Source organism: Streptomyces sp. NPDC007157 (assembly GCF_040634235.1).
Lineage (GTDB): Bacteria > Actinomycetota > Actinomycetes > Streptomycetales > Streptomycetaceae > Streptomyces.
In genome coordinates, this window is the sequence record NZ_JBEYFE010000005.1 from 191,477 (window position 1) to 214,332 (window position 22,856).

Sequence of the window (22,856 nt, forward strand, 5' to 3'; positions counted from 1 at the left end):
GTTGAAACCGTGGGCCCCGGCCTCGAAACTGTGGATCTGCCCCGGGGCCGGGCACAGCGGGTGTATGCGGGTGTATCAGCCGGTCACGGTCCGGGCGCGGAGCATACGCAGGACGGTGTCGGAGCGTTCCAGGAGGGTGTTGCGGACCACCGGGGCCGCTTCCTGGATCGCCTGCTGAGCCTTCTCGACGTATGCGGAGTCGATGGCGTACGGCGGGAAGAGCTGGGAGGTGTAAACCATCGCCGGGATCATTCCACCCTGGTCCAGCTGGGGGATCGCGGCCAGGTAGCGCTCGGCGTAGGGGGCGAGCAGGGCGTCCTGGCCGGGGCGCCAGAAGGCGGCCGCCACCGCGCCGACCGACTGGACGGGCACCGTGCGGTCGACGGCCAGCCGCTGCCAGACCTCCGCCTTCGCGGCCGGGTCGGGGACGGCGGCGCGGACGGTGAGGGCGCGGACCCAGGCGTCGGGGTCGGGGTCGCGTTCGAGCAGGGCGGCGGTCTCGGTGGTGCCGTCGCCGCCGAGTTCGGCCTCGCGGGCAAGGGCGCGCCAGCGCAGGTCTACGTCGTCACCGGCCTGGTCGCGGAGCCAGGTCAGGTCCTCGGCGCCGGTCGCGGTGCGGGCCAGGCCGCGCAGGGCCACCTGGCGGCGGCCCGGGTCGTCGGCGAGTTGCCGGCAGGCCCTGGCCACGGCCTCCGTCAGCGCGGTCCGGTCGGCGTCCGGGGCCCAGAGTTCGGCGATGTTGGTGACGAGGGTCAGGAGGGGCTCGATCACGGCGTCGGACGTCTCGGCGGCGAGGACCGCGGTGAGGCACTGTCCGGCCTCGGCCGCCGTGGTCTCGCCGGCCGTGAGCATGTCCCAGACGGTGGCGGCGGCCACGCCCCGGGAGATGGCCGTGGGCAGCTGGGCCGCCGCGCGGAAGAGGGTGTCCCGGGTGGCGGGGTCCGGGCGGGTGGTGGCGAAGGTGAGGTCGTCGTCGTTGATCAGGAGGAGGTCGGACATGGCGGGAAGGCCGGTGACCGGGGTGCGGGGCTCGGTCACCTCGACGCGGACCACGGCGGTGCGTTCGAGGACGTCGCCCGCGCGGTCGTACGCGCCGACCGCCAGGACCTGCGGGCGCGGGGTGCCGTCGGCGACCAGGGTGACGGTGTCGCCGTCGTGCTCCAGCGTGAAGCGGTCGGTGCCGGCCGTCTCCAGCCAGGCCTTCCGCCAGGTGGCGAGGTCCCGGCCGCCGGCCTCGGCGAGGGCGTCGATCAGGTCCTGGAGGGTGGTGGTGCCCCAGGCGTGGCGGGCGAAGTAGGCGGCCATGCCGGTGCGGAACCGGTCCTCGCCGACGTAGGTCATCAGCTGCTGGAGGACGGAGGCGCCCTTGGGGTAGGTGATGTTGTCGAAGATCGACGCGGCCTGGGCGACGTCGTGGATGGGCTGGTGGATCGGGTGGGAGACCGGGCCCTGGTCGGAGAGGTAGGCCTTGAGCTTGCCGCCGGCGAGGTGGCCGGCCCAGACGTCGGTGTACCGGGTGGCGCCCTCGGCGGCCCAGTGGCAGGCGAACTCGGCGAAGGCCTCGTTCAGCCAGAGGTCGTCCCACCAGCGCATGGTGACGATGTTGCCGAACCACATGTGCGCCATCTCGTGCAGCAGCACAACCGCGAGCAGCTCGCGCTCCGCGTGGGTCGGCGTGGCCCGCCGCAGGAACATGTCCGACCAGGTCACACAGCCGTAGTTCTCCATCGCGCCGCCGAACTCGGGCATGAACACCTGGTCGTACTTGCGCTGCGGGAACGGCATCGCGAAGGCCTCGGCGAAGAAGGCGAGGCCCTGGCGGGTGAGGGTGAAGATCTCGTCGGCGTCGCGTTCCAGGACCTCGGCGAGCGAGCGGCGGGCGAAGATGCCGAGGTCGTGGCCGTCGGCCTCGCGGCGGATCTCGTGGAAGGGGCCCGCGTTGACGACGGTGTTGTACACGGACAGCGGCGGGGTGTCCGGGAAGCTCCAGCGGCGGGCCGCGCCCTGCTCCTCGACGCGCGGGTCGCCGGAGTTGCTGAGGACGGTCCAGGCGGCCGGGGCGGTGACGGTGAAGGCGTACGGGGCCTTGAGGTCGGGCTGGTCGAAGCAGGCCCAGACGAAGCGGGCCTCGTCGGGTTCGAAGCTGGTCCAGAGGTAGACCTCGCCGTCGGCGGGGTCGACGGCCTTGTGGGCGCCCGGGCTGGTCGTGGTGTCGGTCTGGACGCTCTCGACACGCAGCACGTTGTGGGCGGCCAGGCCGGGCAGTGGGATCCGGCCGTCGTCGCTCGGGGTGAGGGGGATGCCGTTGAGGGTGGCGGAACGGACCTCGGCCGCGCAGTCGACGAAGGTCTCGGCGCCCGGCTCGGCGCAGCTGAAGGCCACCGTGGAGACGCACCGGATCTCCGGTCCGCCGGGCAGCGCGGTCAGGTCGATGTCCACGTCGTACCGCTCGACCGTGACCAGTGCGGACCTGCGCTCGGCCTCGATGCGGGTCAGGCTTCGGATCCCCATGTGTCCTCCCTCGTGTGTCCGTCCCCGTCGGCGGACAGCGGCCGACAGCCTACGTGGGAAGGAGCTGGTGATCGCAGGGGTTTTCGGTTCCCTTCTTCTAGAACCTGTTCTATCTTGACGGACCGTCAGGCAGCGGACCGGCCGGGAGGACAGGACCGTGGACTTCACCTTCACCGAGGAGCAGCTGGCGGCGGCCGAGGCGGCGCGCGGGGTGTTCGCCAAGGTGGCGCCGGACGCGGTGCCGAGCCCCGCGCTGACATCCGGCGCCGTGGCCGAGCACTTCGACCGGGAGCTCTGGGACACCCTGGCCGGCGCGGACCTGCTGAGCCTGCTGCCGGCCGAGGAGTACGGCGGGGCGGGGCTGGACGCGATCGCGCTCTGCCTGGTGCTGCGGGAGTCGGCGAAGGTGCTGGCCCGGGTGCCGCTGCTGGAGAACAGCGCGGTCATGGCGGCCGTGCAGGCGTACGGGGACGAGGAGCTGAGGGGCCGGTTGCTGGCGCGGGCGGGGCACGGCGAGCTGGTGCTGACCGTCGCCGCGAACGGACGCACCGGGCACGACCCGGCCGAGCTGGCGGTGACCGCGCGCCGGGACGGCGACGGATGGCTGCTGGACGGGGTGCAGACGGCGGTGCCGTGGGTGTACGACGCCGATCTCGTCGCCGTACCGGCGCACACCGGCGACCGGAGCGTGCTGGCGCTGGTGGCGCCGTCGGGCGACGGGGTCACGCTCGCCGAGCAGGTGTCGACCAGCGGGGAACGGCTCGGTGAGCTGCATCTCGAGTCGGCGCGGGTCGCGGGGCGGGACGTGGTGACGGCGGAGGGGGCCTGGGAGTGGCTGCGGGAGCTGCTGGCGACCGGGACGTGTGCGCTGGCGCTCGGGTTGGGTGAGCGGGTGCTGCGGATGACCAGTGAGTACACGGGGAAGCGGGAGCAGTTCGGGCATCCCGTCGCCACGTTCCAGGCGGTCGCCGTGCAGGCCGCCGACCGGTACATCGACCTGCGGGCCATGGAGGCGACGCTGTGGCAGGCGGCGTGGCGGATCGCCTCCGGGGCGCCCGGGGCGTTGCCGTCGGCCGGGGATGTGGCGGTGGCGAAGATCTGGGCGGCGGAGGGGGTGCGGCGGGTGGTGCAGACCGCGCAGCATCTGCACGGGGGGTTCGGGGCCGACACGGAGTATGTGCTGCACCGGTACCACGCCTGGGCGAAGCAGATCGAGCTGGCGCTCGGGGGGGCCGGGGTCCATGAGGAGGCGTTGGGGGATCTGCTGGCTGCGCATCCACTGGCATAGGGGATGACAGATCAGGGGGCGCTCGGTGGGAGGGGATCCGCGGGGCGGTGGGGGCTGGTCGCGCAGTTCCCCGCGCCCCTTACGGGGCGCTTCGATGCGGGCGCTCCAGCACGAGGCACCTCGGTGCGGAGCGCCTCGCTGCGAGGGCGCCTCGCTGCGAGAGGGCCTCGGTGCACAGAGGGCCTCGCTGCAAGGGGGCGATGAGTCGGCTCAGATGACGAAGCCCGGTTCTCCCGCGTCCGTGACGACCTCGCGGCCCGCCGCCTGCCACACCTGCATGCCGCCGTCCACGTTGACCGCGTCAATGCCCTGCTGGACCAGGTACATCGTGACCTGGGCCGAACGGCCGCCGGAGCGGCAGATGACGTTGACGCGGCCGTCCTGGGGAGCGGCCTCGGTGAACTCGCCGTAGCGGGCCGCGAACTCGCTGATGGGGATGTGCAGGGCGCCCGCGGCATGGCCCGCCTGCCACTCGTCGTCCTCGCGGACGTCCAGCAGGAAGTCGCCGTCCTTGAGGTCCGCGACCTCGACCGTGGGCACACGCGCTGCGAAGTTCATGGCTCCGACGCTACCCGACCACTACTCCTGGGTGAGCAGCGCGGCCAGCTCGGTCTCCCGCTCGGCGACGTCCTTGTAGAGCTTCTCGGCGATCTCGTCGAGGAGGCTGTCGGGGTCCTCGGGGGCCAGCCGGAGCAGGCCGGCGATGGGGCCGTCCTCCAGTTCCCTGGCGACCAGGGTGAGCAGTTCCTTGCGCTCGGCCAGCCATTCGAGGCGGGCGTACAGCTCCTCGGCGCGGCTCGGCTTGCGCTCGGGCGGGACCGGGCCGGCCGCCCACTCCTCGGCCAGCTCCCGCAGCAGAGCCTCGTCGCCGCGGGCGTAGGCCGCGTTGACCCGGCTGAGGAACTCCTCGCGCCGCTCCTGCTCGGGCCCCTCCTGCACCAGGTCGGGATGGGCCTTACGGGCCAGCTCGCGGTAGAGCCGGCGGGCCTCCTCGCTGGGCCGCACCCGCTGCGGGGGCCGTACCTCCTGCTCGGTGAGCATCGCGACGGCCTCCGGGAACAGGCCCTGGCTGTCCATCCAGCCGTGCAGCAGTTCCTCCACGCCGGGGATGGGGAGTACCCGGGCCCGGGCCTCCTCGGCGGCGCGGATGTCCTCGGGGTCGCCGGTGCGGGCGGCCTTCGCCTCGGCGATCCGCGCGTCCAGCTCTTCGAGGCGGAGGTAGAGGGGGCCGAGCTTCTCCTCGTGCAGGCGAGAGAAGTTCTCGACCTCGACACGGAAGGTCTCGACCGCGATCTCGTACTCGATCAACGCCTGCTCGGCGGCCCGCACGGCCCGCTCCAGGCGTTCCTCGGGCCGCGGTGCCTCAGACTGCTCAGCTTCCGGGGTCGTCACCCGACCAGACTAGGGCCTGTCGTCCTCATGGGTGGCCGCCACCCACTCGGCGACCAGATCTCCGCAGGCCACGACAAGGGGTCCGGGGCCGGCAGGCCGGCTCGTGGGCGCAGCGGTCGGGGTGGTCGGGGTACGGGAGGATCTCGTCGAGGATCACCTCGCCGAGCGAGGTCAGAGCGCAGGCGCCCGGGATTCAGCGCCTCAGGGCCCGCCACCGGAGGTCACACCCCGAGTTCCGCCGCGATCCGGCCCGTCCGTACCGCGGTGACCAGTTCCCCGTGGTCCGCCTCCGTGCGGTCGGCGTAGGTCACCGCGAACGCGGCGATCGCCTCGTCCAGCTCCTCGTTCTTGCCGCAGTAGCCGGCGATCAGGCGCGGGTCGGCGCTGTGGGAGTGGGCGCGGGCCAGCAGGGCGCCGGTCATCCGGCCGTAGTCGTCGATCTGGTCGGGCGACAGGGCGGCCGGGTCGACGCTGCCCTTGCGGTTGCGGAACTGGCGGACCTGGAAGGGGCGGCCGGCCACCGTGGTCCAGCCGAGCAGGATGTCGCTGACCACCTGCATCCGCTTCTGCCCGAGGACCACCCGGCGCCCCTCGTGGTCGACGGCGGGCGCGTCGAAGCCGGCCGTCGCCAGGTGCGGCACCAGCGCGGACGGGCGGGCCTCCTTGACCTGGAGGATCAGCGGCTCGCCGCGATGGTCGAGGAGCAGCACGACATAGGACCGGGTGCCGACACTGCCGGTGCCCACTATCCGGAAGGCGACGTCGTGCGGGGCGTGCCGGGAGAGCAGCGGGTGGCGGTCCTCGGAGAGCGTGGTGACGTAGTGCTCCAGGGCCGCCACGACCGCTTCCGCCTCCTCGTCCGCGACCCGGCGCAGCACCGGCGCGGCATCGACGAAGCGGCGCCCGCCGTTCTCGGTGGGCTCGGTGGAGCGGGCCGCGAACCGGCCGCTGGTGTTGGCGCGGGCCTTCTCCGAGACCCGGCGCAGGGTGCCGAGCATGTCGTGGGCGTCGGAGTGGGAGACCAACTCCTCGTCCGCGATGGCGTTCCACGCGTCCAGCACCGGGAGCTTGGCGAGCAGGCGCATGGTGCGGCGGTAGGCGCCGGCCGCGTCACCCGCCGCCTTGCGGCACGTGTCCTCGTCGGCACCCGCCTCCCGGCCGGCCAGCACCAGGGAGGCGGCGAGCCGCTTGAGATCCCACTCCCAGGGACCCGGCACCGTCTCGTCGAAGTCGTTCAGATCGATGACCAGGTCGCCCCGCGGGTCGCCGTACAGACCGAAGTTGGCCGCGTGGGCGTCACCGCAGATCTGGGTGGCGATCCTGGTCATCGGGGTGCGGGCCAGGTCGTGTGCCATCAGGCCGGCCGAGCCGCGCAGGAACGCGAACGGGCTCGCCGCCATCCTGCCGACCCTTATCGGGATCAGCTCCGGAATCCGGTCGCGGTTGGACTCCTCGACCGCGCTCACCGCGTCGGGCCGGGAGCCGTCCAGGTCCAGGGCGACATGGCTGCTGCGCGGCACGGCCGAACGCAGCGCCTTGCCCTCCTCCTTGGGCGAGCCCTTCACCGGCCACTGCGCAAAGCCCTTCGGCGCGGGCAACTCGCGCGCCCCGGCCGTCGTCAGCTCTTCCAGTCCGGTCACGTCGACCGCCTCCCCCGCACTCCGCACACACCCGCACGAACATCAACTCGTGGAAACGGTACAGGTGGGGGCCGAAAACACGTCAGACCTGTGGACAACTCCGAGCGGTCGGACAGGAAGGGTGGTCGGCCGTCGTCGGGTTGTCGGCGTCAGCGGGTGATCGGGGGCTGGTCGCGCCCACGCGGTGGCACCCGCATGTCGAACACAGCCCCGCGCCCCCGCAGACAGAGCCAGTGATCCCGCCCAAGGGGCGCGGGGAACCGCGCGAGCAACCACAACGCGCCGGCACCCGAACCCACCACCGCACACCCCGAACCCCACCCCACCTCAGGCCCGCAGGAAAGCCAGCACCGCCAGCACCCGCCGATGGGTCTCCTCCGCCGGTGGCAGGTCCAGCTTCGTCAGGATCCCGCCGATGTGCTTGCCCACCGCCGCCTCCGAGACCACCAGCTCCCGGGCGATCGCGCCGTTCGACCTCCCCTCCGCGACCAGCGCCAGCACCTCCCGCTCCCGCGGGGACAGCCGCTCCAGCGGATCCCGGCGCCGGCGCAGCAGTTGCCGTACCACCTCGGGGTCGACCACCGTCCCCCCGTCGGCCACCGCGCACAATGCCTCGACGAAGTCCGCCACCTGCCCCACCCGGTCCTTGAGCAGATAGCCGACGCCCGTCCCGTCACCGGAGTCGAGCAGGTCGGCCGCGTAACTGCGCTGCACGTACTGGCTGAGCACCAGGATCGGCAGCGTCGGCCGGGCCGCGCGCAGCCGCACCGCCGCCCGCAGGCCCTCGTCCTGGAAGCCCGGCGGCATCCGCACGTCCGTCACGACGACGTCCGGCGCCTGCTCCGCCACCGCCGCGACCAACGCCTCCGCGTCCCCCACGGCCGCGACCACCTCGTGCCCGCAGCGGCTCAGCAGCCCGACGATGCCCTCCCGCAGCAGCACACTGTCCTCGGCCAGGACTACCCGCAGCGGTCGGTCGGTTCGCACGGCAACTCCACACGCAGCAGGGTCGGTCCGCCCGGCGGACTGGACACGGAGAGTGTGCCATCCAGCACCGACACCCGGTCCGCGAGCCCGGTGAGCCCGCTGCCCGCCGAGGCGTCCGCGCCGCCCCGCCCGTCGTCCCGCACCTCCAGGAACAGCCGCCCGTCCCGGTGCCCGCCGCGCACCCCGGCGCGGCCCGCGCCACTGTGCCGGTCGATGTTGGCGAGCGCCTCGCGCACCACGAAGTAGGCGGCCGCCTCCACCGGTTGCGGCAGCCGCACGGGCAGCCGGAGGTCGACGTCCACGGGGACCGCCGTACGGTCCGCCGCGTCGGCCACCGCCGCCGCCAGGCCGTGGTCGGCGAGCACTTTGGGATGGATGCCGTGGACGATCTCCCGCAGTTCGGCGAGCGCCTCGCCCGTCTCCCGCTGGGCCTTGGCGAGCTGCTCGGCGAGCGGGCCCGGCGGGGCGTCCAGCCGGGCCAGGCCGAGCGTCATCGACAGGGCGACCAGCCGTTGCTGGGCGCCGTCGTGCAGATCGCGTTCGATGCGCCGCCGCTCCGCCTCGAAGGCGTCCACCAACCGGGCCCGGGACCGCGCCAGTTCGACCATCCGCGACCCCGGCTCCGCCTCGCGCGGCGCGATCAGCAGCCGGGTCAGTCCGGCCCGGGCACCGGCCGCGACGCCCAGCGCGTAGCCGCCGAACGCCAGCAGCGACAAGCCGAGCACCGCGACCCCGAAGGCGGCCGGCCAGGTGCTGACCGGCCACGCCTTCAGCACCTTCGTCCCGCGCTCCTCACCAGCCGTGGCCAGCAGCAGCGGGGCGGCGACCAGCGACAGCGGGCAGAGCAGGGCGAGGGTCACGGCGAGCGCGTCCAGGGGCCACAACAGGCCCGCGAACAGCAGCGCGTGGCCGAGCTCCCGCCAGGTCGCCCGCTCCCGCAGCCGGGTGGTCAGCCAGGCCCGCAGTCCCGTCGCGGCAGGCCGCAGATGCGGGTCGTACGCCGGATGCCGGTCGACCAGCCGCAGCCGCCGCCGTTCGAGCCGCGCCACCGGCAGGCCCGCGAGCGCCGTCAGGAGCAGCAGCGGCAGCCCGACGAGCACGACCGCGAGCGCGGCGCCGGCCGTGACCGCGGTGACCAGTCCCACGAGGAGTACGGCACCGGTGACCGCGCCGGTCAGCAGGTAACCGGCGGCACGCCAGGGCCAGGCGGAGACCAGGAAGCCGGGCCCGGCCATGGCCTGCCAGACGCTGCGGGGAGGAGGCTGCATGCCGGTCACCGTAGGCGGCGGGCCGAGGCCCCGGCCATCCGTCCTGCCACCGCACCGGAGGTATGCCTGGCCCTACCCCGGATCTCCGTCCTGCCGCACTGCGCGGCCCCGCCCCCGAACGGTTTCGTGGACCCACCGGCCGGCCACCGACCGACCGGCCGGCACCGAAAAACCCTTCGAGCAACGGGGACCCATGAGAAGAGACACCACCGAAACCAGCGACACCACCGGCACCATCAGCAGCACCACCGACACCATCAGCACCTCCAGCACTGCCGGCACCACCGACACCAGCAACGCGATCGTCCTGCGTTCCGTCAGCAGGCGTCATGGCTCCGGCGACAGCGCCGTCACCGCGCTCGACCAGGTCTCCCTGGGCTTCCCGAGGGGTACCTTCACCGCCGTCATGGGACCGTCCGGCTCCGGCAAGTCGACACTGCTGCAGTGCGCGGCGGGCCTGGACCGGCCCACCTCCGGGTCGGTCCTGCTGGCCGGGACCGACCTGACGGGGCTGAGCGAGACGAAGCTGACCCTGCTGCGCCGGGAGCGGGTCGGGTTCGTGTTCCAGTCGTTCAACCTGCTGCCCTCGCTGACCGCCGAGCAGAACGTGGCGCTGCCCCTGCGGCTGGCCGGCCGGCGTGTGCCGAGGTCCCGGGTCCGCGAGGTGCTCCGGCAGGTCGGGCTCGGCGAGCGCGCCCGGCACCGGCCGACCGAGCTGTCCGGCGGCCAGCAGCAGCGCGTGGCACTGGCCCGCGCCCTGATCACCCGCCCCGAGGTGTTGTTCGGCGACGAGCCGACCGGCGCGCTGGACTCACGGACGGGCCAGGAGGTGCTGACGCTGCTGCGGGCCATGGTCGACGACCGGGGCCAGACGACCGTCATGGTCACCCACGACCCCGTCGCCGCCTCCTACGCCGACCGCGTGGTGTTCCTGGTCGACGGCCGGGTCAACGGCGAACTGGCGGGCGCGACCCCCGACATCGTCGCCGCACGGATGACCGAGCTGGAAAGCCCCGCGAGCCGGACCGCACCCGCGCCCCGCACCGGCCGGACCTCCCACCGGCCGGAGGCCCTCCCGTGCTGAGTGTCGCCCTGTGCACCCTCCGCGCCCGCCTGGTCACCTTCATCGGTGGCTTCGTCGCTCTCGCGCTCGGTGTCGGGCTGCTCACCGTGACGGGTCTCGCCCTCGCCGCCTCGCTGGACGTGCCGGTCCGGGCCCCGGAGCGGTTCGCCGTCGCCCCGGTCGTCGTCAAGGGCGTCGACACCCTGCGCGTGCCCACCCCGACGGGCGACCGCACCCGGAAACTCGCCGAGCCGCGTGCCGTACCCGCCGCCGCCGTCGCCGCATTGAAAAGGCTCGGCCGGGTCGTCCCGGATCGCTCCTTCGCGGTACGGGCGCCGGGCGGGCCCGGCGACCTGGTCGGCCACCCCTGGTCGGTCGCCGCCTTCGCGCCGTACGAGATCACCTCGGGGCGCGCCCCTCGCGCCGCCGACGAGGTGGTGGTCGGCGGGACCTGGGCGAAGCCCGGGCAGAGCCTGCGCACGCAGCACGGCAGCGTCAGCGTCGTCGGCACGGTCGCCGACCGCGGTTTCGAACACGCCGTCTTCTACACCGACGCCCGGGCCGCGCAACTCCAGCCCCGCAGTGTGCAGTTGGCAACAGATGCCGATGTCGCGGCCGTACGGAACACGGTGAAAAACATCACGGGCGTCCGGGTCCTCACCGGCGCCGGCCGCCGCTACGCCGACCCGGACCCCGACCGTGACCGCGAGGCGCTGACCGCGCTGAACGCCCTGTTCGGCACGGCCGGCGGGGTCACCGCCTTCGTGTCGGTGTTCGTGGTGGCGTCGACGTTCGCCTTCGCGGTCACCCAGCGCCGCCGCGAGTTCGGCCTGCTGCGCGCGGCCGGGGCGACGCCCGGGCAGCTGCGCCGGACGGTGGCCGCCGAGGCCCTGCTGGTCGGGGTGGCCGCCTCGGCGGCGGGCTGTGTGCTCGGCCGGTACGGCGCACCCCGCCTGGTCCGCTGGACGGTCGCCGGCGGACTCGCCCCGGCCTGGTTCGAGGTCGGTGACGCCGCCTGGCCGTACTGCGCGGCCTTCTCGACCGGGGTACTGGTCGCGCTCTGCGGAGTGGTCGCCGCGTCCTGGCGGGCGGGCCGGACCGGGCCGACGGCGGCGCTGCGCACGGCGGCCGTGGACGACAGACCGATGACCTGGGGCCGCCTGCTGTTCGGCGGGACCCTGCTGCTGGCCGCGGCCGTGCTCCCGTTCCTCGACGACCCCGGCGGTCTGCTGCACCGCAAGAGCTATGTGAGCCGGCCGATGCTGCTGATCACGGCGGTCGCCCTGCTGGCACCGGTCCTGGTCCGCCCGCTGACCCGGCTGCTCACCTGGGTCCCGGCGCGGCTCCCGGGCGCCGGCGGCCTGCTGGTGCGCGAGAACGCGGCCGCCGCGGTGCGCCGTACGGCGGCCGTCGCGGCGCCCGTGCTGGCGACGGTCGCCCTCGCGGGCTCGCTGCTCGGCACCACCGCCACGCTCGACGCGGCGAGGGCGGCCGAGACCCGTGCCCGGACCACCGCGGCCTTTGTCGTCACCCCCTCGGCGGGCGGCTTCGACGGAACGACGCTCGGGGCGCTGCGCGCGGTGCCCGGCACCGAGGTCTCCGTGACCTCGGCGAGCGAGGTCTACGTGCTGGAGGACGGGGTCGCCCTGGTCGGGTCCGGGGCCAGGGCCGCCGATCCTGCCGCGCTGGCCGCCACCGCCCGCCTGCCGCTGGCCGCCGGCCGGACCGCCGACCTCGACGACGGTTCGATCATCGTCAACGAGGAGTGGCAGAGGCACACCGTCGGCGAGCGGGTGCGGGTGTGGCTGGGCGACGGCACGCCCAGGACCCTGCGCATCGCCGCGGTGATGAGGAGGGGCACCGGCGACAACGGTGTGTACGTCACCCCGGCCAACGCCTCCGGCGCGGCCGTCGACCGGGTCGACGTGGCCCTGGCGGACGGCGCGGACGCCGACGCGGTGGCCGCCGGCCTGCGCCGGGCGGTCCGGGCGGACGGCGGCCGGGTCCGCACCGCGGACCAGTGGATCGCGGCGGCCCGTCCGAGCACCGACCGCACCACCGGCCTCGGCTTCTTCCTCGTCCTCGGCATCGCGCTCCTGTACACCGGGATCTCCCTGGTCAACACCATGGTGATGGCCACCTCCGACCGGGTCCCCGAGCTGACCGCGCTACGGCTGGCCGGTGCCACCCGCCGGCAGGTGCTGCGGCTGGCCGGCGCCGAGGCGCTGACGGTGGTCACGGTCGGCGCCCTGCTGGGCCTGCTGGTCACGGTCCTGAACCTGGCGACCGTCGCGGCGGCCCTGCACGTCCTGCACGCCCCGGCCGCCGTCACCCTCCCGTGGCCGGCCCTGGCCGCCACCACCGCCGTCTGCGCGGCCCTCGCGGTCCTGGCCGCGACCGCATCGGCCGCCGCGGCCACCCGGAGACCGCAGCCGTCCGTCCAGTGACCCAGCTGCTGCCCCACTCAGTGATCCACCCAGTGATCCGCCCAACGACCCGCCTGGTGACCCACACCGTGATCCACCCAGTGCTCGGCCCACTGCTCGGCGCAGTGATTCCGCCCGGTGAGAGACACCTCACACCGACAGGAAAATCACACCGCCGCCTCGGGCCGATCGGCCCCGCGCCGCACCCGTGAACCCCAACAGCACAGCAAAAAGGCCCATCGTGATCACGATGGGCCTTCTGCCTCTGTGCGCGAGGGGGGAGTTGAACCCCCACGCCCTTGCGGGCACTGGAACCTGAATCCAGCGCGTCTGCCTATTCCGCCACCCGCGCATTGGGTGTGTCCTCCGGTCCCGGCCCCTGTGTTTCCTTCGGGGCGGCGCCTTCCGACACGCAGAACACTAGCACGTGGGAGGGGGTGGGTTCACATCCCTTGTCTCCGGGCAGCGCTCACCCGAAGCTCACGTACCGAGCAGTCGGCGTTCACGTATCAACCTCGTACCGGTCCAGGCCATCTGTCCAGGAGACGGATCAGGTCCACAGTCAGGTGCGGGACACTGGACATGAGCCGCCTCTACGATCCTTGGCAGCGGAACCGCCGATCCTTGACAGGAAGAAGCGCGCCGAGGAGTTCGAAGGGGGGCCGCTGGGGGAACCGGCTGATTGCCGGGCGCGTAGATACGATCAGTGAGCAGTAGCGGTAAGGCAAGCCGTCCGGGCAACGCGACAGAGGAGGTGCCCTGTGGGAGTCCTGAAGAAGTTCGAGCAGCGTCTCGAAGGTCTGGTCAACGGCACCTTCGCGAAGGTGTTCAAGTCCGAGGTCCAGCCCGTGGAGATCGCCGGTGCGCTGCAGCGCGAGTGCGACAACAACGCGACCATCTGGAACCGCGACCGGACCGTCGTACCCAATGACTTCATCGTCGAGCTGAGCGCTCCCGACTTCGAGCGGCTCAGCCCCTACTCCGGACAGCTCGGCGACGAGCTCGCCGGGATGGTCCGCGACTACGCCAAGCAGCAGCGCTACACCTTCATGGGGCCGATCAAGGTCACCCTGGAGAAGGCCGAGGACCTGGACACCGGCCTGTACCGGGTGCGCAGCCGCACCCTCGCCTCCTCCAGCAACCAGCAGGCCGCCCCGGAGCGCACGCCCGCGGCCGGCGGCGCCCCGCAGCGATCGGGCGGCTACGGCTACCCGCAGTCCGCCGCGGCCCCGCCCATGCCGAGCGCGCCGCCCCCCGGCGCCGCGCAGCGCCCCGGCGGCTACGGCTACCCGCAGCCGGCCCAGCCCGCCGCCCAGCGGCCCGCCGGGCCCTCCGGGCCGGTCGGCGCCCCGGCGCCCGGCTCCCGAACCCGCTACTGGATCGAGATCAACGGCGCCCGCCATCAGATCTCCCGCGCGACGCTCGTGCTGGGCCGCAGCACCGAGGCCGACGTGCGGATCGACGACCCCGGCGTCTCCCGCCGGCACTGCGAGATCCGGACCGGAACGCCCTCGACGATCCAGGATCTCGGATCCACCAACGGCATCGTGGTGGACGGGCAGCACACCACCCGCGCTACGCTCCGCGACGGCTCGCGGATCGTCGTGGGCAGCACCACCATCATTTACCGGCAAGCCGAAGGGTGAAGCGGGGGCAATGTCAGAGCTGACCCTCACGGTCATGCGGCTGGGTTTCCTGGCCGTACTGTGGCTGTTCGTGATCGTGGCCGTGCAGGTCATCCGCAGCGACCTGTTCGGTACGCGCGTCACCCAGCGCGGATCGCGTAGGGAAGAAGGACGCCGCCAGCAGCCCGCCGCTGCCCGGCAGCAGGCCGCGCCCCCGCAGCAGCGCGGCCAGCAACCGGCGGCCGGCGGCGGCCGACGGCGCAACGCCCCCAGCAAGCTCGTCGTCTCCGAGGGCACGCTCACGGGTACGACGGTCGCGCTCCAGGGACAGACCATCACCCTGGGCCGCGCCCACGACTCCACGATCGTGCTGGACGACGACTACGCCTCCAGCCGCCATGCCAGGATCTACCCGGACCGCGACGGCCAGTGGATCGTCGAGGACCTCGGGTCCACGAACGGCACGTATCTGGACCGGTCCCGGCTGACGACTCCCACGCCGATCCCGCTGGGCGCGCCGATCCGCATCGGCAAAACCGTCATCGAGCTGCGGAAGTAGTGCTACATCATGGATAGGCGCGAGCGGAGCGAGCACGCGGCGGCGGACCGGACGCCGGTCCCCGGCGCGCTCCCGACCGGAGGGTGGGCACCGTGCGGATGTACCCGGAGCCGACGGGCGAGGTGCGCATGAGTCTGTCACTGCGCTTCGCCGCCGGATCGCACAAAGGCATGATCCGGGAGGGCAACGAGGACTCCGGTTACGCCGGTCCCCGCCTGCTCGCCATCGCCGACGGCATGGGCGGCCAGGCCGCCGGTGAGGTCGCCTCCTCCGAGGTGATCTCCACCCTGGTCACGCTCGACGACGACGTGCCAGGCTCCGACATCCTCACCTCCCTCGGCCACGCCGTGCAGCGCGCCAACGACCAGCTGCGCGCCATGGTCGAGGAGGACCCGCAGCTGGAGGGCATGGGGACCACCCTCACCGCCCTGCTGTGGACCGGCCAGCGACTCGGCCTGGTGCACGTCGGCGACTCCCGCGCCTATCTGCTGCGGGACGGCCTGCTCACGCAGATCACCCAGGACCACACCTGGGTGCAGCGGCTCGTCGACGAGGGCCGGATCACCGAGGAAGAGGCCACCACCCACCCGCAGCGCTCGCTGCTGATGCGTGCGCTGGGCAGCGGCGACCACGTCGAGCCCGACCTCTCCATCCGCGAGGTACGCGCCGGTGACCGCTATCTCATCTGCTCCGACGGGCTCTCCGGGGTCGTCTCCCACCAGACCCTGGAGGAGACCCTCGCCAGCTACCAGGGCCCGCAGGAGACCGTGCAGGAGCTGATCCAGCTCGCGCTGCGCGGCGGCGGCCCCGACAACATCACGGTCATCATCGCCGACGTCCTCGACCTGGACACCGGAGACACCCTCGCCGGGCAGCTCTCCGACACCCCGGTCGTGGTCGGCGCCGTCGCCGAGAACCAGCACCACCTGCACGACAACGGCTTCATGCAGACCCCGGCCGGCCGCGCCGCCAACCTCGGCCGCCAGGTGCCCGGCCAGGGCGGAGGCGGCGAGTTCGGCCCGCCCGGCTCCGGCGACACCACCGGATACGTCCCGGCCGGCAGCTTCGGCGACTACACCGACGACGACTTCGTCAAGCCCCGCAAGGGCCGCAGGTGGCTGAAGAGATCCTTCTACGGCATCCTCGCCCTCGCCGTGATCGGCGGGGGCCTGTACGGCGGCTACCGCTGGACGCAGACCCAGTACTACGTCGGCGCCAACGGCACGCACGTCGCGCTGTACCAGGGCATCAGCCAGGACCTGGCCTGGGTGTCGCTCTCGAAGGTGGAGAAGGACCACCCCGAGATCGAACTCAAGTACCTGCCGCCGTACCAGCAGAAGCAGGTCAAGGCCACCATCGCCGAGGGCGGCCTTGACGACGCCCAGTCGAAGGTCCAGGAGCTGGCCGTGCAGGCCTCCGCCTGCATGAAGGAGTCGGAGCGCACCGCGTCCGAGTCCAAGACCAACTCCAAGACCGGCCAGGGCGAGGCCGGCGGCACCACGGGAACCACCAAGACCTCTCTCACGTCCAAGGCCTCGCCAAGCCCTTCGAACTCGGCGTCCTCCACGGCGTCACCGTCCCCGTCCCCCTCAGCGACCCCCAGCCCCGGCCCCACCCTCTCGGAGGATGAGCAGAAGGTCGTCTCGCTGTGCGGTAAGCAGTAGGCAAGCCGTGAGAGGCCCTGTCACACGATGAGCAGTACTACCAACACGTCGACGAACCACACGTCCACCATCGGCTCCATCGGCACCCCGAGCCGGCGCAACACCGAGCTCGCGCTCCTGGTGTTCGCCGTCGCCATCCCGGTGTTCGCCTACGCCAACGTGGGCCTGGCCATCAACGACAAGGTCCCCGCGGGACTGCTGAGCTACGGCCTGGGCCTCGGCCTCCTGGCCGCCGTCGCCCACCTCGCCGTCCGCAAGTTCGCCCCGTACGCGGACCCGCTGCTGCTGCCGCTGGCCACCCTGCTCAACGGCCTCGGCCTGGTCGTCATCTGGAGACTCGACCAGTCCAAACTGCTGCAGTCGATCAACGTCTCCGGCGGCAAGGCCACCAACCAGCTGCTGTACACCGCGATGGGCATCGCCCTGTTCATCGTCGTCCTGATCTTCCTGAAGGACCACAGAGCACTCCAGCGCTACACCTACATCTCCATGGTGGCCGCGCTCTTCCTGCTGCTGCTCCCGCTCGTCCCGGGCCTCGGCGCCAACGTGTACGGCGCCAAGATCTGGATCCACGTCGGCAGCTTCACCATCCAGCCCGGTGAGTTCGCGAAGATCGTCCTCGCGGTGTTCTTCGCCGGCTACCTGATGGTCAAGCGGGACGCCTTGGCCCTCGCCAGCCGCCGCTTCATGGGCCTGTACCTGCCCCGCGGCCGCGACCTGGGCCCGATCCTGGTCGTCTGGTTCATCTCGATCCTCATCCTGGTGTTCGAGACCGACCTCGGTACCTCGCTGCTGTTCTTCGGAATGTTCATCATCATGCTGTACGTCGCCACCGAGCGGACCAGCTGGATCTTCTTCGGTCTGCTGATGTCGGCGGCCGGCGCGGTCGGCGTGGCCAGCTTCGAACCGCACATCCAGACCCGTGTGCAGGCCTGGCTCGACCCCATGCGCGAGTACACGCTCAGCCGCACGGGCAGCAACGACGGCATCCTCCACTCCGAACAGGCCATGCAGGCCCTGTGGGCGTTCGGCTCCGGCGGCACCCTCGGCACCGGCCTCGGCCAGGGCCACTCCGACCTGATCCGGTTCGCCGCCAACTCCGACTTCATCCTCGCCACCTTCGGCGAAGAGCTCGGCCTGGCCGGTCTCATGGCGATCCTGCTGATCTACGGCCTGATCGTCGAGCGCGGTGTCCGCACCTCGCTCGCCGCCCGCGACCCGTTCGGCAAGCTGCTCGCCATCGGCCTCTCCGGCGCCTTCGCGCTCCAGGTGTTCGTCGTCGCCGGCGGTGTGATGGGCCTCATCCCGCTCACCGGTATGACCATGCCGTTCCTGGCGTACGGCGGTTCCTCCGTCATCGCCAACTGGGCACTCATCGGCGTACTGATCCGCATCAGCGACACCGCCCGCCGCCCGGCCCCGGCCCCCGCCGCCAACCCCGACGCCGAGATGACCCAGGTGGTCCGCCCGTCATGAACAAGCCCCTGCGCCGGATCGCGATCTTCTGTGGCCTCCTGGTCCTCACCCTGCTGCTGCGCGACAACTGGCTCCAGTACGTCAAGGCCGACACCCTCCGCGAGGACCCCGCCAACCGCCGGGTCACCATCGCCCGGTATTCCACCCCACGCGGCGACATCATCGTGGACGGCAACCCGATCACCGGCTCCAGCGTGTCCAACTCCTCGGGTCTGAACGACCTGAAGTACAAGCGCACCTACAAGAACGGCCCCATGTGGGCCCCGGTCACCGGGTACGCCTCCCAGGCCTTCGGCGCCAACCAGCTGGAGTCCCTCGAGGACGGCATCCTCACCGGCAACGACGACCGGCTCTTCTTCCGCAACACCCTCGACATGATCACGGGCAAGCAGAAGCAGGGCGGCAACGTCGTCACCACCCTCAACGCGGCCGCCCAGAACGCCGCCTACAACGGGCTGAAGAAGCAGGGCGGCAAGGGCGCGGTCGTCGCCCTGGACCCGTCCACGGGCAAGATCCTGGCCCTCGCCTCCTACCCGTCGTACGACCCCTCGGCCTTCGCCGGCACCTCGGACACCGACGCCGCGGCCTGGAAGAAGCTCCAGAAGAAGTACAACCCGAACGACCCGATGCTGAACCGGGCGCTGCGCGAGACCTACCCGCCGGGCTCCACCTTCAAGGTGGTCACCGCCGCGGCCGCGCTCCAGAACGGGCTGTACACCTCCGCGGACGAGGCCACGAAGTCGCCGCTGCCGTACGTCATGCCGGGCACCACCACCGAGCTGAAGAACGAGGGCAGCATCCCCTGCAAGAACGCGACCATGCGAGTCGCGCTGCGGTACTCCTGCAACACCGTCTTCGGCAAGATCGGCGCCGACCTCGGCAACGACAAGATGCTCGCCGAGGCGAAGAAGTTCGGCTTCGACGAGGAGCAGTTCACCCCGGTCCGCTCCAGCGCCTCGGTCTTCTCCGACGACATGAACCAGTCGCAGACCGCGCTGTCCTCGATCGGCCAGTTCAACACCGCCGCCACCCCGCTGCAGATGGCCATGGTCGCCTCCGCGGTCGCCAACGACGGCAAGCTGATGAAGCCGTACATGATCGACAAGCTGCAGTCGTCGAACCTCGACACCATCTCGCAGACCGACCCCGAGGAACTGAGCGAGCCGCTGTCCTCCTCCAACGCCCAGATCCTCCAGTCGATGATGGAGACGGTCGTCAAGGAGGGCACCGGTACGAACGCCAAGATCAACGGCGTCACCGTCGGCGGCAAGACCGGTACCGCCCAGCACGGTGTGGAGAACAGCGAGAACCCCTACGCCTGGTTCATCTCGTACGCCAAGCTCCCCGACGGCAGCAAGCCCGTCGCCGTCGCCGTGGTGATCGAGGACGACCAGGCCAACCGCGACGACATCTCCGGCGGCGGCCTCGCGGCCCCGATCGCGAAGAGCGTGATGGAGGCGGTCATCAACTCCAAGAAGTGACCCCGCTCACGTCCCCTTCACATCGGTGCACGTTGACATACCGGTCCTGTATCGGGTTACGGGCTTGGCCAGGTCACACAAACACAGCCGGGTACGGTAGGCCCGGATGGCAGCCTCCGACCGCACACCCGTGCCGGTCGGGACCGACGGAGAGGGCTGGTAGGGAACTATGGAAGAGCCGCGTCGCCTCGGCGGCCGGTACGAGCTGGGCCACGTGCTCGGTCGCGGTGGCATGGCGGAGGTCTACCTCGCCCATGACACCCGGCTCGGCCGCACGGTGGCGGTGAAGACGCTGCGCGCGGACCTCGCGCGCGATCCGTCCTTCCAGGCCCGGTTCCGCCGGGAGGCCCAGTCGGCCGCCTCGCTCAACCATCCCGCGATCGTCGCGGTCTACGACACGGGCGAGGACTACATCGACGGGGTCTCGATCCCGTACATCGTCATGGAGTACGTGGACGGCTCGACGCTCCGTGAGCTGCTGCACTCCGGACGCAAGCTGCTGCCCGAGCGCGCGATGGAAATGACCATCGGCATCCTCCAGGGCCTGGAGTACGCGCACCGCAGCGGCATCGTCCACCGTGACATCAAGCCGGCCAACGTCATGCTCACGCGCAACGGCCAGGTCAAGGTCATGGACTTCGGCATCGCCCGCGCCATGGGCGACTCCGGCATGACCATGACCCAGACGGCCGCGGTCATCGGCACCGCCCAGTACCTCTCCCCCGAGCAGGCGAAGGGCGAGCAGGTCGACGCCCGCTCGGACCTCTACTCGACGGGTTGCCTGCTCTACGAGCTGCTGACGGTACGACCGCCGTTCGTGGGCGACAGCCCGGTGGCCGTCGCCTACCAGCACGTCCGTGAGGAACCGCAGCCCCCGTCGGTGTTCGACCCCGAGATCACACCCGAGATGGACGCCATCGTCCTGAAGGCCCTGGTCAAGGACCCGAACTACCGCTACCAGTCGGCCGACGAGATGCGCGCCGACATCGAGGCGTGCCTCGACGGCCAGCCGGTCGCCGCCACCGCGGCGATGGGTTCGGTGGGCTACGGCTACCCGGACGACCAGCAGACGACGGCCCTGCGCTCCGACGCCGGCGCCACGACGATGCTGCCGCCGATGAACCCGGACGACGGCGGCTACGGCTACGACGAACGCCCGGACCGCCGCCGCCAGCAGAAGAAGAGCAACACCTCCACGATCCTGCTGGTGGTCGCCGGCATCCTGGTGCTGGTCGGCTCCATCCTGATCGGGAAATGGGTGGTCAGCGGCAACGGCGCGGACAAGCCGTTCGCCGTCCCGAACTTCATCGGCTCCACCTACTCGGACGCGCAGAAGATGGCCGACAACTCCGGCCTGAAACTGGGGGACCCCACCAAGAAGCCCTGCGCGGACCAGCCCAAGGGCAAGGTCTGCTCCCAGGACCCGGCCCTCGGCTCGAACGTCAACAAGGGCGACACGATCAGCTTGGTGGTGTCCACGGGCGCGCCGAAGGTCGCGGTGGACAACGTGATCGGCAAGAACATCGATGACGCCACCACACAGCTGGAGAACAAGGGCTTCAGGGTCAAGGTCACCAAGACGGTGTCCACCCAGGACGAGGGCACGGTCCTGAGCCAGAACCCCGACCCGGGCACCGAGAAGGAAAAGGGCTCGATCATCACCCTCGAGGTCGCCAAGGCCGAGGCGAAGTCGACGGTCCCTGACGTCACCGGCAAGTCCTGCGACGAGGCCAAGGCGCAGATGACGGCCAACAACCTGGTCGGCAACTGCACCCAGGTGGACACCGCCGACCCCAACCTGGTCGACAAGGTCGTCTCGACCGACCCGGAAAAGGGTCAGCAGGTCAAGAAGAACTCCGTGGTGAACATCCAGATCGGCAAGGCCCAGCAGCAGACGGCCGTGCCGGAGGTGCGGGGCCAGACCGTGAGCCAGGCCAAGCAGACCCTGCAGGCGGCCGGCTTCACGAAAATCCAGTTCAACGGTGACTCCAGCGACAACGCGATCGTCACCGGCGAGGACCCGCAGCCCAACACCCCCGAGGGCGACCCGGCCAACACGACGATCACCCTCACCACGGTGGGCGGCAACAACAACGGCGGGAACAACAACGGCGGTACCAACTTCTTCGGCGGTACCGACGGCTGACCCCCGCCCCCGGTCAACAGAGCCCCGGCGCCCCTCCTCCCGGAAGGACGCCGGGGCTCTGGTGCATGATCACCGCGCGGAGTTGGAAGCGAACGGCTATCGGGTCCTGACGGGTCCAGAACTGAGTGACTTCAAGCAACTCAGTGGGATTCAGTCCCGTACCGCGTCCCTCGCACTCTTCTCCCGCCGAGCCGTCCTCAATGTCGCCATGCTCCTCCGTGACAGCGAAGTCGCACGTCAGGTGCGTGTGTACCTCCTCGACATGGAGTGCCTGGCCCGGACACAGCCTGTGGAAAACCCGGTCCCGACCGACCACCAGGCCCTGGACGACCGCATCGACCAGCGCATCGCCCACATCCTCGGCAAGACCGTCGTCCCCATGCGCTGAGCATCGCCGCCGAAGCCGGGATCACCGCCGTACACCGCGGGGCGCTGGAGGACTGGAGTGCCGGGGAACCGCTCAGGGTTCTGGAGTAACCGGGACGGGGCATACAGAGGCCCTAAGTCGCAAGTGTCGGTTGCGGCTTCGGGCCTTCGCCATGCCAGGTGACCGAGCTTCTGCAAGGAGCTCGGTCAGCCCAGTTCCTTCGGTGGTGTCCGCTCGCTGTCCACCTTCTGCACACGCACCAACTCGCCCCACACCACGTACCGGTACCGGCTCGTGTACACCGGGGTGCACGTCGTCAGGGTGATGTAGTGGCCCGGCTTGGTCTTGCCGGACTCCTTGGGGACCTGGGAGAGGACCTTGACGTTGTACTTCGAGGTCTCCGGGAGGATGTCGTAGACCTTGTAGACGTACCAGTCGTCCCGCGTCTCGAAGACGACCGGGTCGCCGACCTTCACCTTGTCGATGTTGTGGAACTTGGCGCCGTGACCGTCCCGGTGGGCGGCGAGGGTGAAGTTGCCGGTCTTGCCGGTGGTGGGGAGCATGGCCTTGGCCGGGTCCGTGTAGTAGCCGGCGACCCCGTCGTTCAGGACGTCCGTCGACGTGCCCTTCTCGACCAGCACCTCGCCGTTCTTCATGGACGGCACATGCAGGAACCCGATGCCGTTCTTCGTGTTCAGCGCGCCCGGGCCGGTGTCCTGCTGGGCCCAGGTGTCACGGACCTTGTCGCCCTCCCGGTCGGCCTTGCGGTCGGCGACGACGTTCGTCCACCACAGCGAGTAGACGACGAACAGGCCGAGCACCAGGCCCGCCGTGATGAGGAGTTCACCGAAGACACTGACCGCCATCGCGATCGGGCCGATCGGCCGGCGGCCCGGCACGGGCGCCCCGTCCGGCGCGTCGGTCTGCTCTTCGGTGTCGTCGGCGGTCGCTGCCACTGTTCCT

The 22,856-nt window shown here is 71.4% G+C and carries 16 protein-coding genes, 1 tRNA gene and 1 pseudogene; 10 read left to right on the forward strand and 8 right to left on the reverse strand.

The window, feature by feature from the left end; translation table 11 throughout:
- Positions 1 to 75: 75 nt before the first annotated feature.
- The gene (pepN, locus tag ABZ642_RS11075; protein ID WP_360480664.1) at positions 76 to 2,511 is read right to left on the reverse strand and encodes an aminopeptidase N; all 2,436 of its coding nucleotides are present in this window, start codon (positions 2,509 to 2,511) and stop codon (positions 76 to 78) included.
- A gap of 157 nt (positions 2,512 to 2,668) precedes the next feature.
- On the opposite strand from pepN, the gene ABZ642_RS11080 reads away from it, so the two are divergent.
- On the forward strand, positions 2,669 to 3,799 hold the full coding sequence (locus tag ABZ642_RS11080; protein WP_360480667.1) for an acyl-CoA dehydrogenase family protein: 1,131 nt from the start codon (positions 2,669 to 2,671) through the stop codon (positions 3,797 to 3,799).
- Positions 3,800 to 4,009: 210 nt separating this feature from the next.
- On the opposite strand, the gene ABZ642_RS11085 is transcribed toward ABZ642_RS11080, so the two are convergent.
- The 5 genes from ABZ642_RS11085 to ABZ642_RS11105 form a co-directional block, all read right to left on the reverse strand.
- Positions 4,010 to 4,339, reverse strand: a complete 330-nt coding sequence (locus tag ABZ642_RS11085) for a rhodanese-like domain-containing protein (protein WP_360481299.1) — start codon at positions 4,337 to 4,339, stop codon at positions 4,010 to 4,012.
- Between the two features lie 39 nt (positions 4,340 to 4,378).
- Positions 4,379 to 5,191: a hypothetical protein gene (locus ABZ642_RS11090; protein WP_360480670.1), complete on the reverse strand. Its 813-nt coding sequence runs from the start codon at positions 5,189 to 5,191 to the stop codon at positions 4,379 to 4,381.
- Between the two features lie 221 nt (positions 5,192 to 5,412).
- Positions 5,413 to 6,831: a DUF2252 domain-containing protein gene (locus ABZ642_RS11095; RefSeq protein WP_360480673.1), complete on the reverse strand. Its 1,419-nt coding sequence runs from the start codon at positions 6,829 to 6,831 to the stop codon at positions 5,413 to 5,415.
- Between the two features lie 327 nt (positions 6,832 to 7,158).
- A complete protein-coding gene (locus ABZ642_RS11100; RefSeq protein WP_360480676.1) occupies positions 7,159 to 7,818 on the reverse strand; it encodes a response regulator transcription factor in 660 nt (219 codons plus the stop codon).
- Positions 7,791 to 9,053, reverse strand: a complete 1,263-nt coding sequence (locus ABZ642_RS11105) for a sensor domain-containing protein (protein WP_360481302.1) — start codon at positions 9,051 to 9,053, stop codon at positions 7,791 to 7,793. Before ABZ642_RS11105 ends, ABZ642_RS11100 begins: the two co-directional genes overlap by 28 nt.
- 226 nt (positions 9,054 to 9,279) lie before the next feature.
- Between ABZ642_RS11105 and ABZ642_RS11110 the strand changes: the two genes are divergently transcribed.
- Positions 9,280 to 10,170 (forward strand): ABC transporter ATP-binding protein, encoded by an 891-nt coding sequence (locus ABZ642_RS11110; protein WP_360480679.1) that lies wholly within the window; start codon positions 9,280 to 9,282, stop codon positions 10,168 to 10,170.
- Entirely contained in the window at positions 10,164 to 12,596 is a 2,433-nt protein-coding gene (locus tag ABZ642_RS11115; protein WP_360480682.1) for an ABC transporter permease, read from the forward strand. Before ABZ642_RS11110 ends, ABZ642_RS11115 begins: the two co-directional genes overlap by 7 nt.
- A 247-nt stretch (positions 12,597 to 12,843) precedes the next feature.
- Here the strand turns inward: ABZ642_RS11115 and ABZ642_RS11120 are convergent.
- Positions 12,844 to 12,927 (reverse strand) — tRNA-Leu (locus ABZ642_RS11120).
- Positions 12,928 to 13,336: 409 nt separating this feature from the next.
- Between ABZ642_RS11120 and ABZ642_RS11125 the strand changes: the two genes are divergently transcribed.
- From ABZ642_RS11125 to ABZ642_RS11155, 7 genes and pseudogenes are all read left to right on the forward strand, one after another.
- Positions 13,337 to 14,221 (forward strand): DUF3662 and FHA domain-containing protein, encoded by an 885-nt coding sequence (locus ABZ642_RS11125; RefSeq protein WP_360480684.1) that lies wholly within the window; start codon positions 13,337 to 13,339, stop codon positions 14,219 to 14,221.
- 10 nt (positions 14,222 to 14,231) lie between these two features.
- Positions 14,232 to 14,759: an FHA domain-containing protein gene (locus tag ABZ642_RS11130; RefSeq protein WP_360480687.1), complete on the forward strand. Its 528-nt coding sequence runs from the start codon at positions 14,232 to 14,234 to the stop codon at positions 14,757 to 14,759.
- Between the two features lie 98 nt (positions 14,760 to 14,857).
- The gene (locus tag ABZ642_RS11135) at positions 14,858 to 16,423 is read left to right on the forward strand and encodes a Stp1/IreP family PP2C-type Ser/Thr phosphatase (protein ID WP_360481305.1); all 1,566 of its coding nucleotides are present in this window, start codon (positions 14,858 to 14,860) and stop codon (positions 16,421 to 16,423) included.
- Positions 16,424 to 16,450: 27 nt separating this feature from the next.
- Positions 16,451 to 17,899: an FtsW/RodA/SpoVE family cell cycle protein gene (locus ABZ642_RS11140; protein ID WP_360480689.1), complete on the forward strand. Its 1,449-nt coding sequence runs from the start codon at positions 16,451 to 16,453 to the stop codon at positions 17,897 to 17,899.
- A complete protein-coding gene (locus ABZ642_RS11145) occupies positions 17,896 to 19,380 on the forward strand; it encodes a penicillin-binding protein 2 (protein WP_360480692.1) in 1,485 nt (494 codons plus the stop codon). The genes ABZ642_RS11140 and ABZ642_RS11145 overlap by 4 nt, the downstream gene beginning before the upstream one ends.
- Before the next feature lie 169 nt (positions 19,381 to 19,549).
- Complete coding sequence (gene pknB, locus ABZ642_RS11150; protein WP_360480694.1) at positions 19,550 to 21,526, forward strand: Stk1 family PASTA domain-containing Ser/Thr kinase; 1,977 nt, start codon at positions 19,550 to 19,552, stop codon at positions 21,524 to 21,526.
- 55 nt (positions 21,527 to 21,581) lie between these two features.
- Positions 21,582 to 21,908: pseudogene (locus ABZ642_RS11155) on the forward strand (restriction endonuclease); the annotation flags it as partial.
- A gap of 191 nt (positions 21,909 to 22,099) precedes the next feature.
- Here ABZ642_RS11155 and ABZ642_RS11160 read toward each other — a convergent pair.
- Complete coding sequence (locus ABZ642_RS11160) at positions 22,100 to 22,849, reverse strand: class E sortase (RefSeq protein WP_360480696.1); 750 nt, start codon at positions 22,847 to 22,849, stop codon at positions 22,100 to 22,102.
- Positions 22,850 to 22,856: the final 7 nt, after the last annotated feature.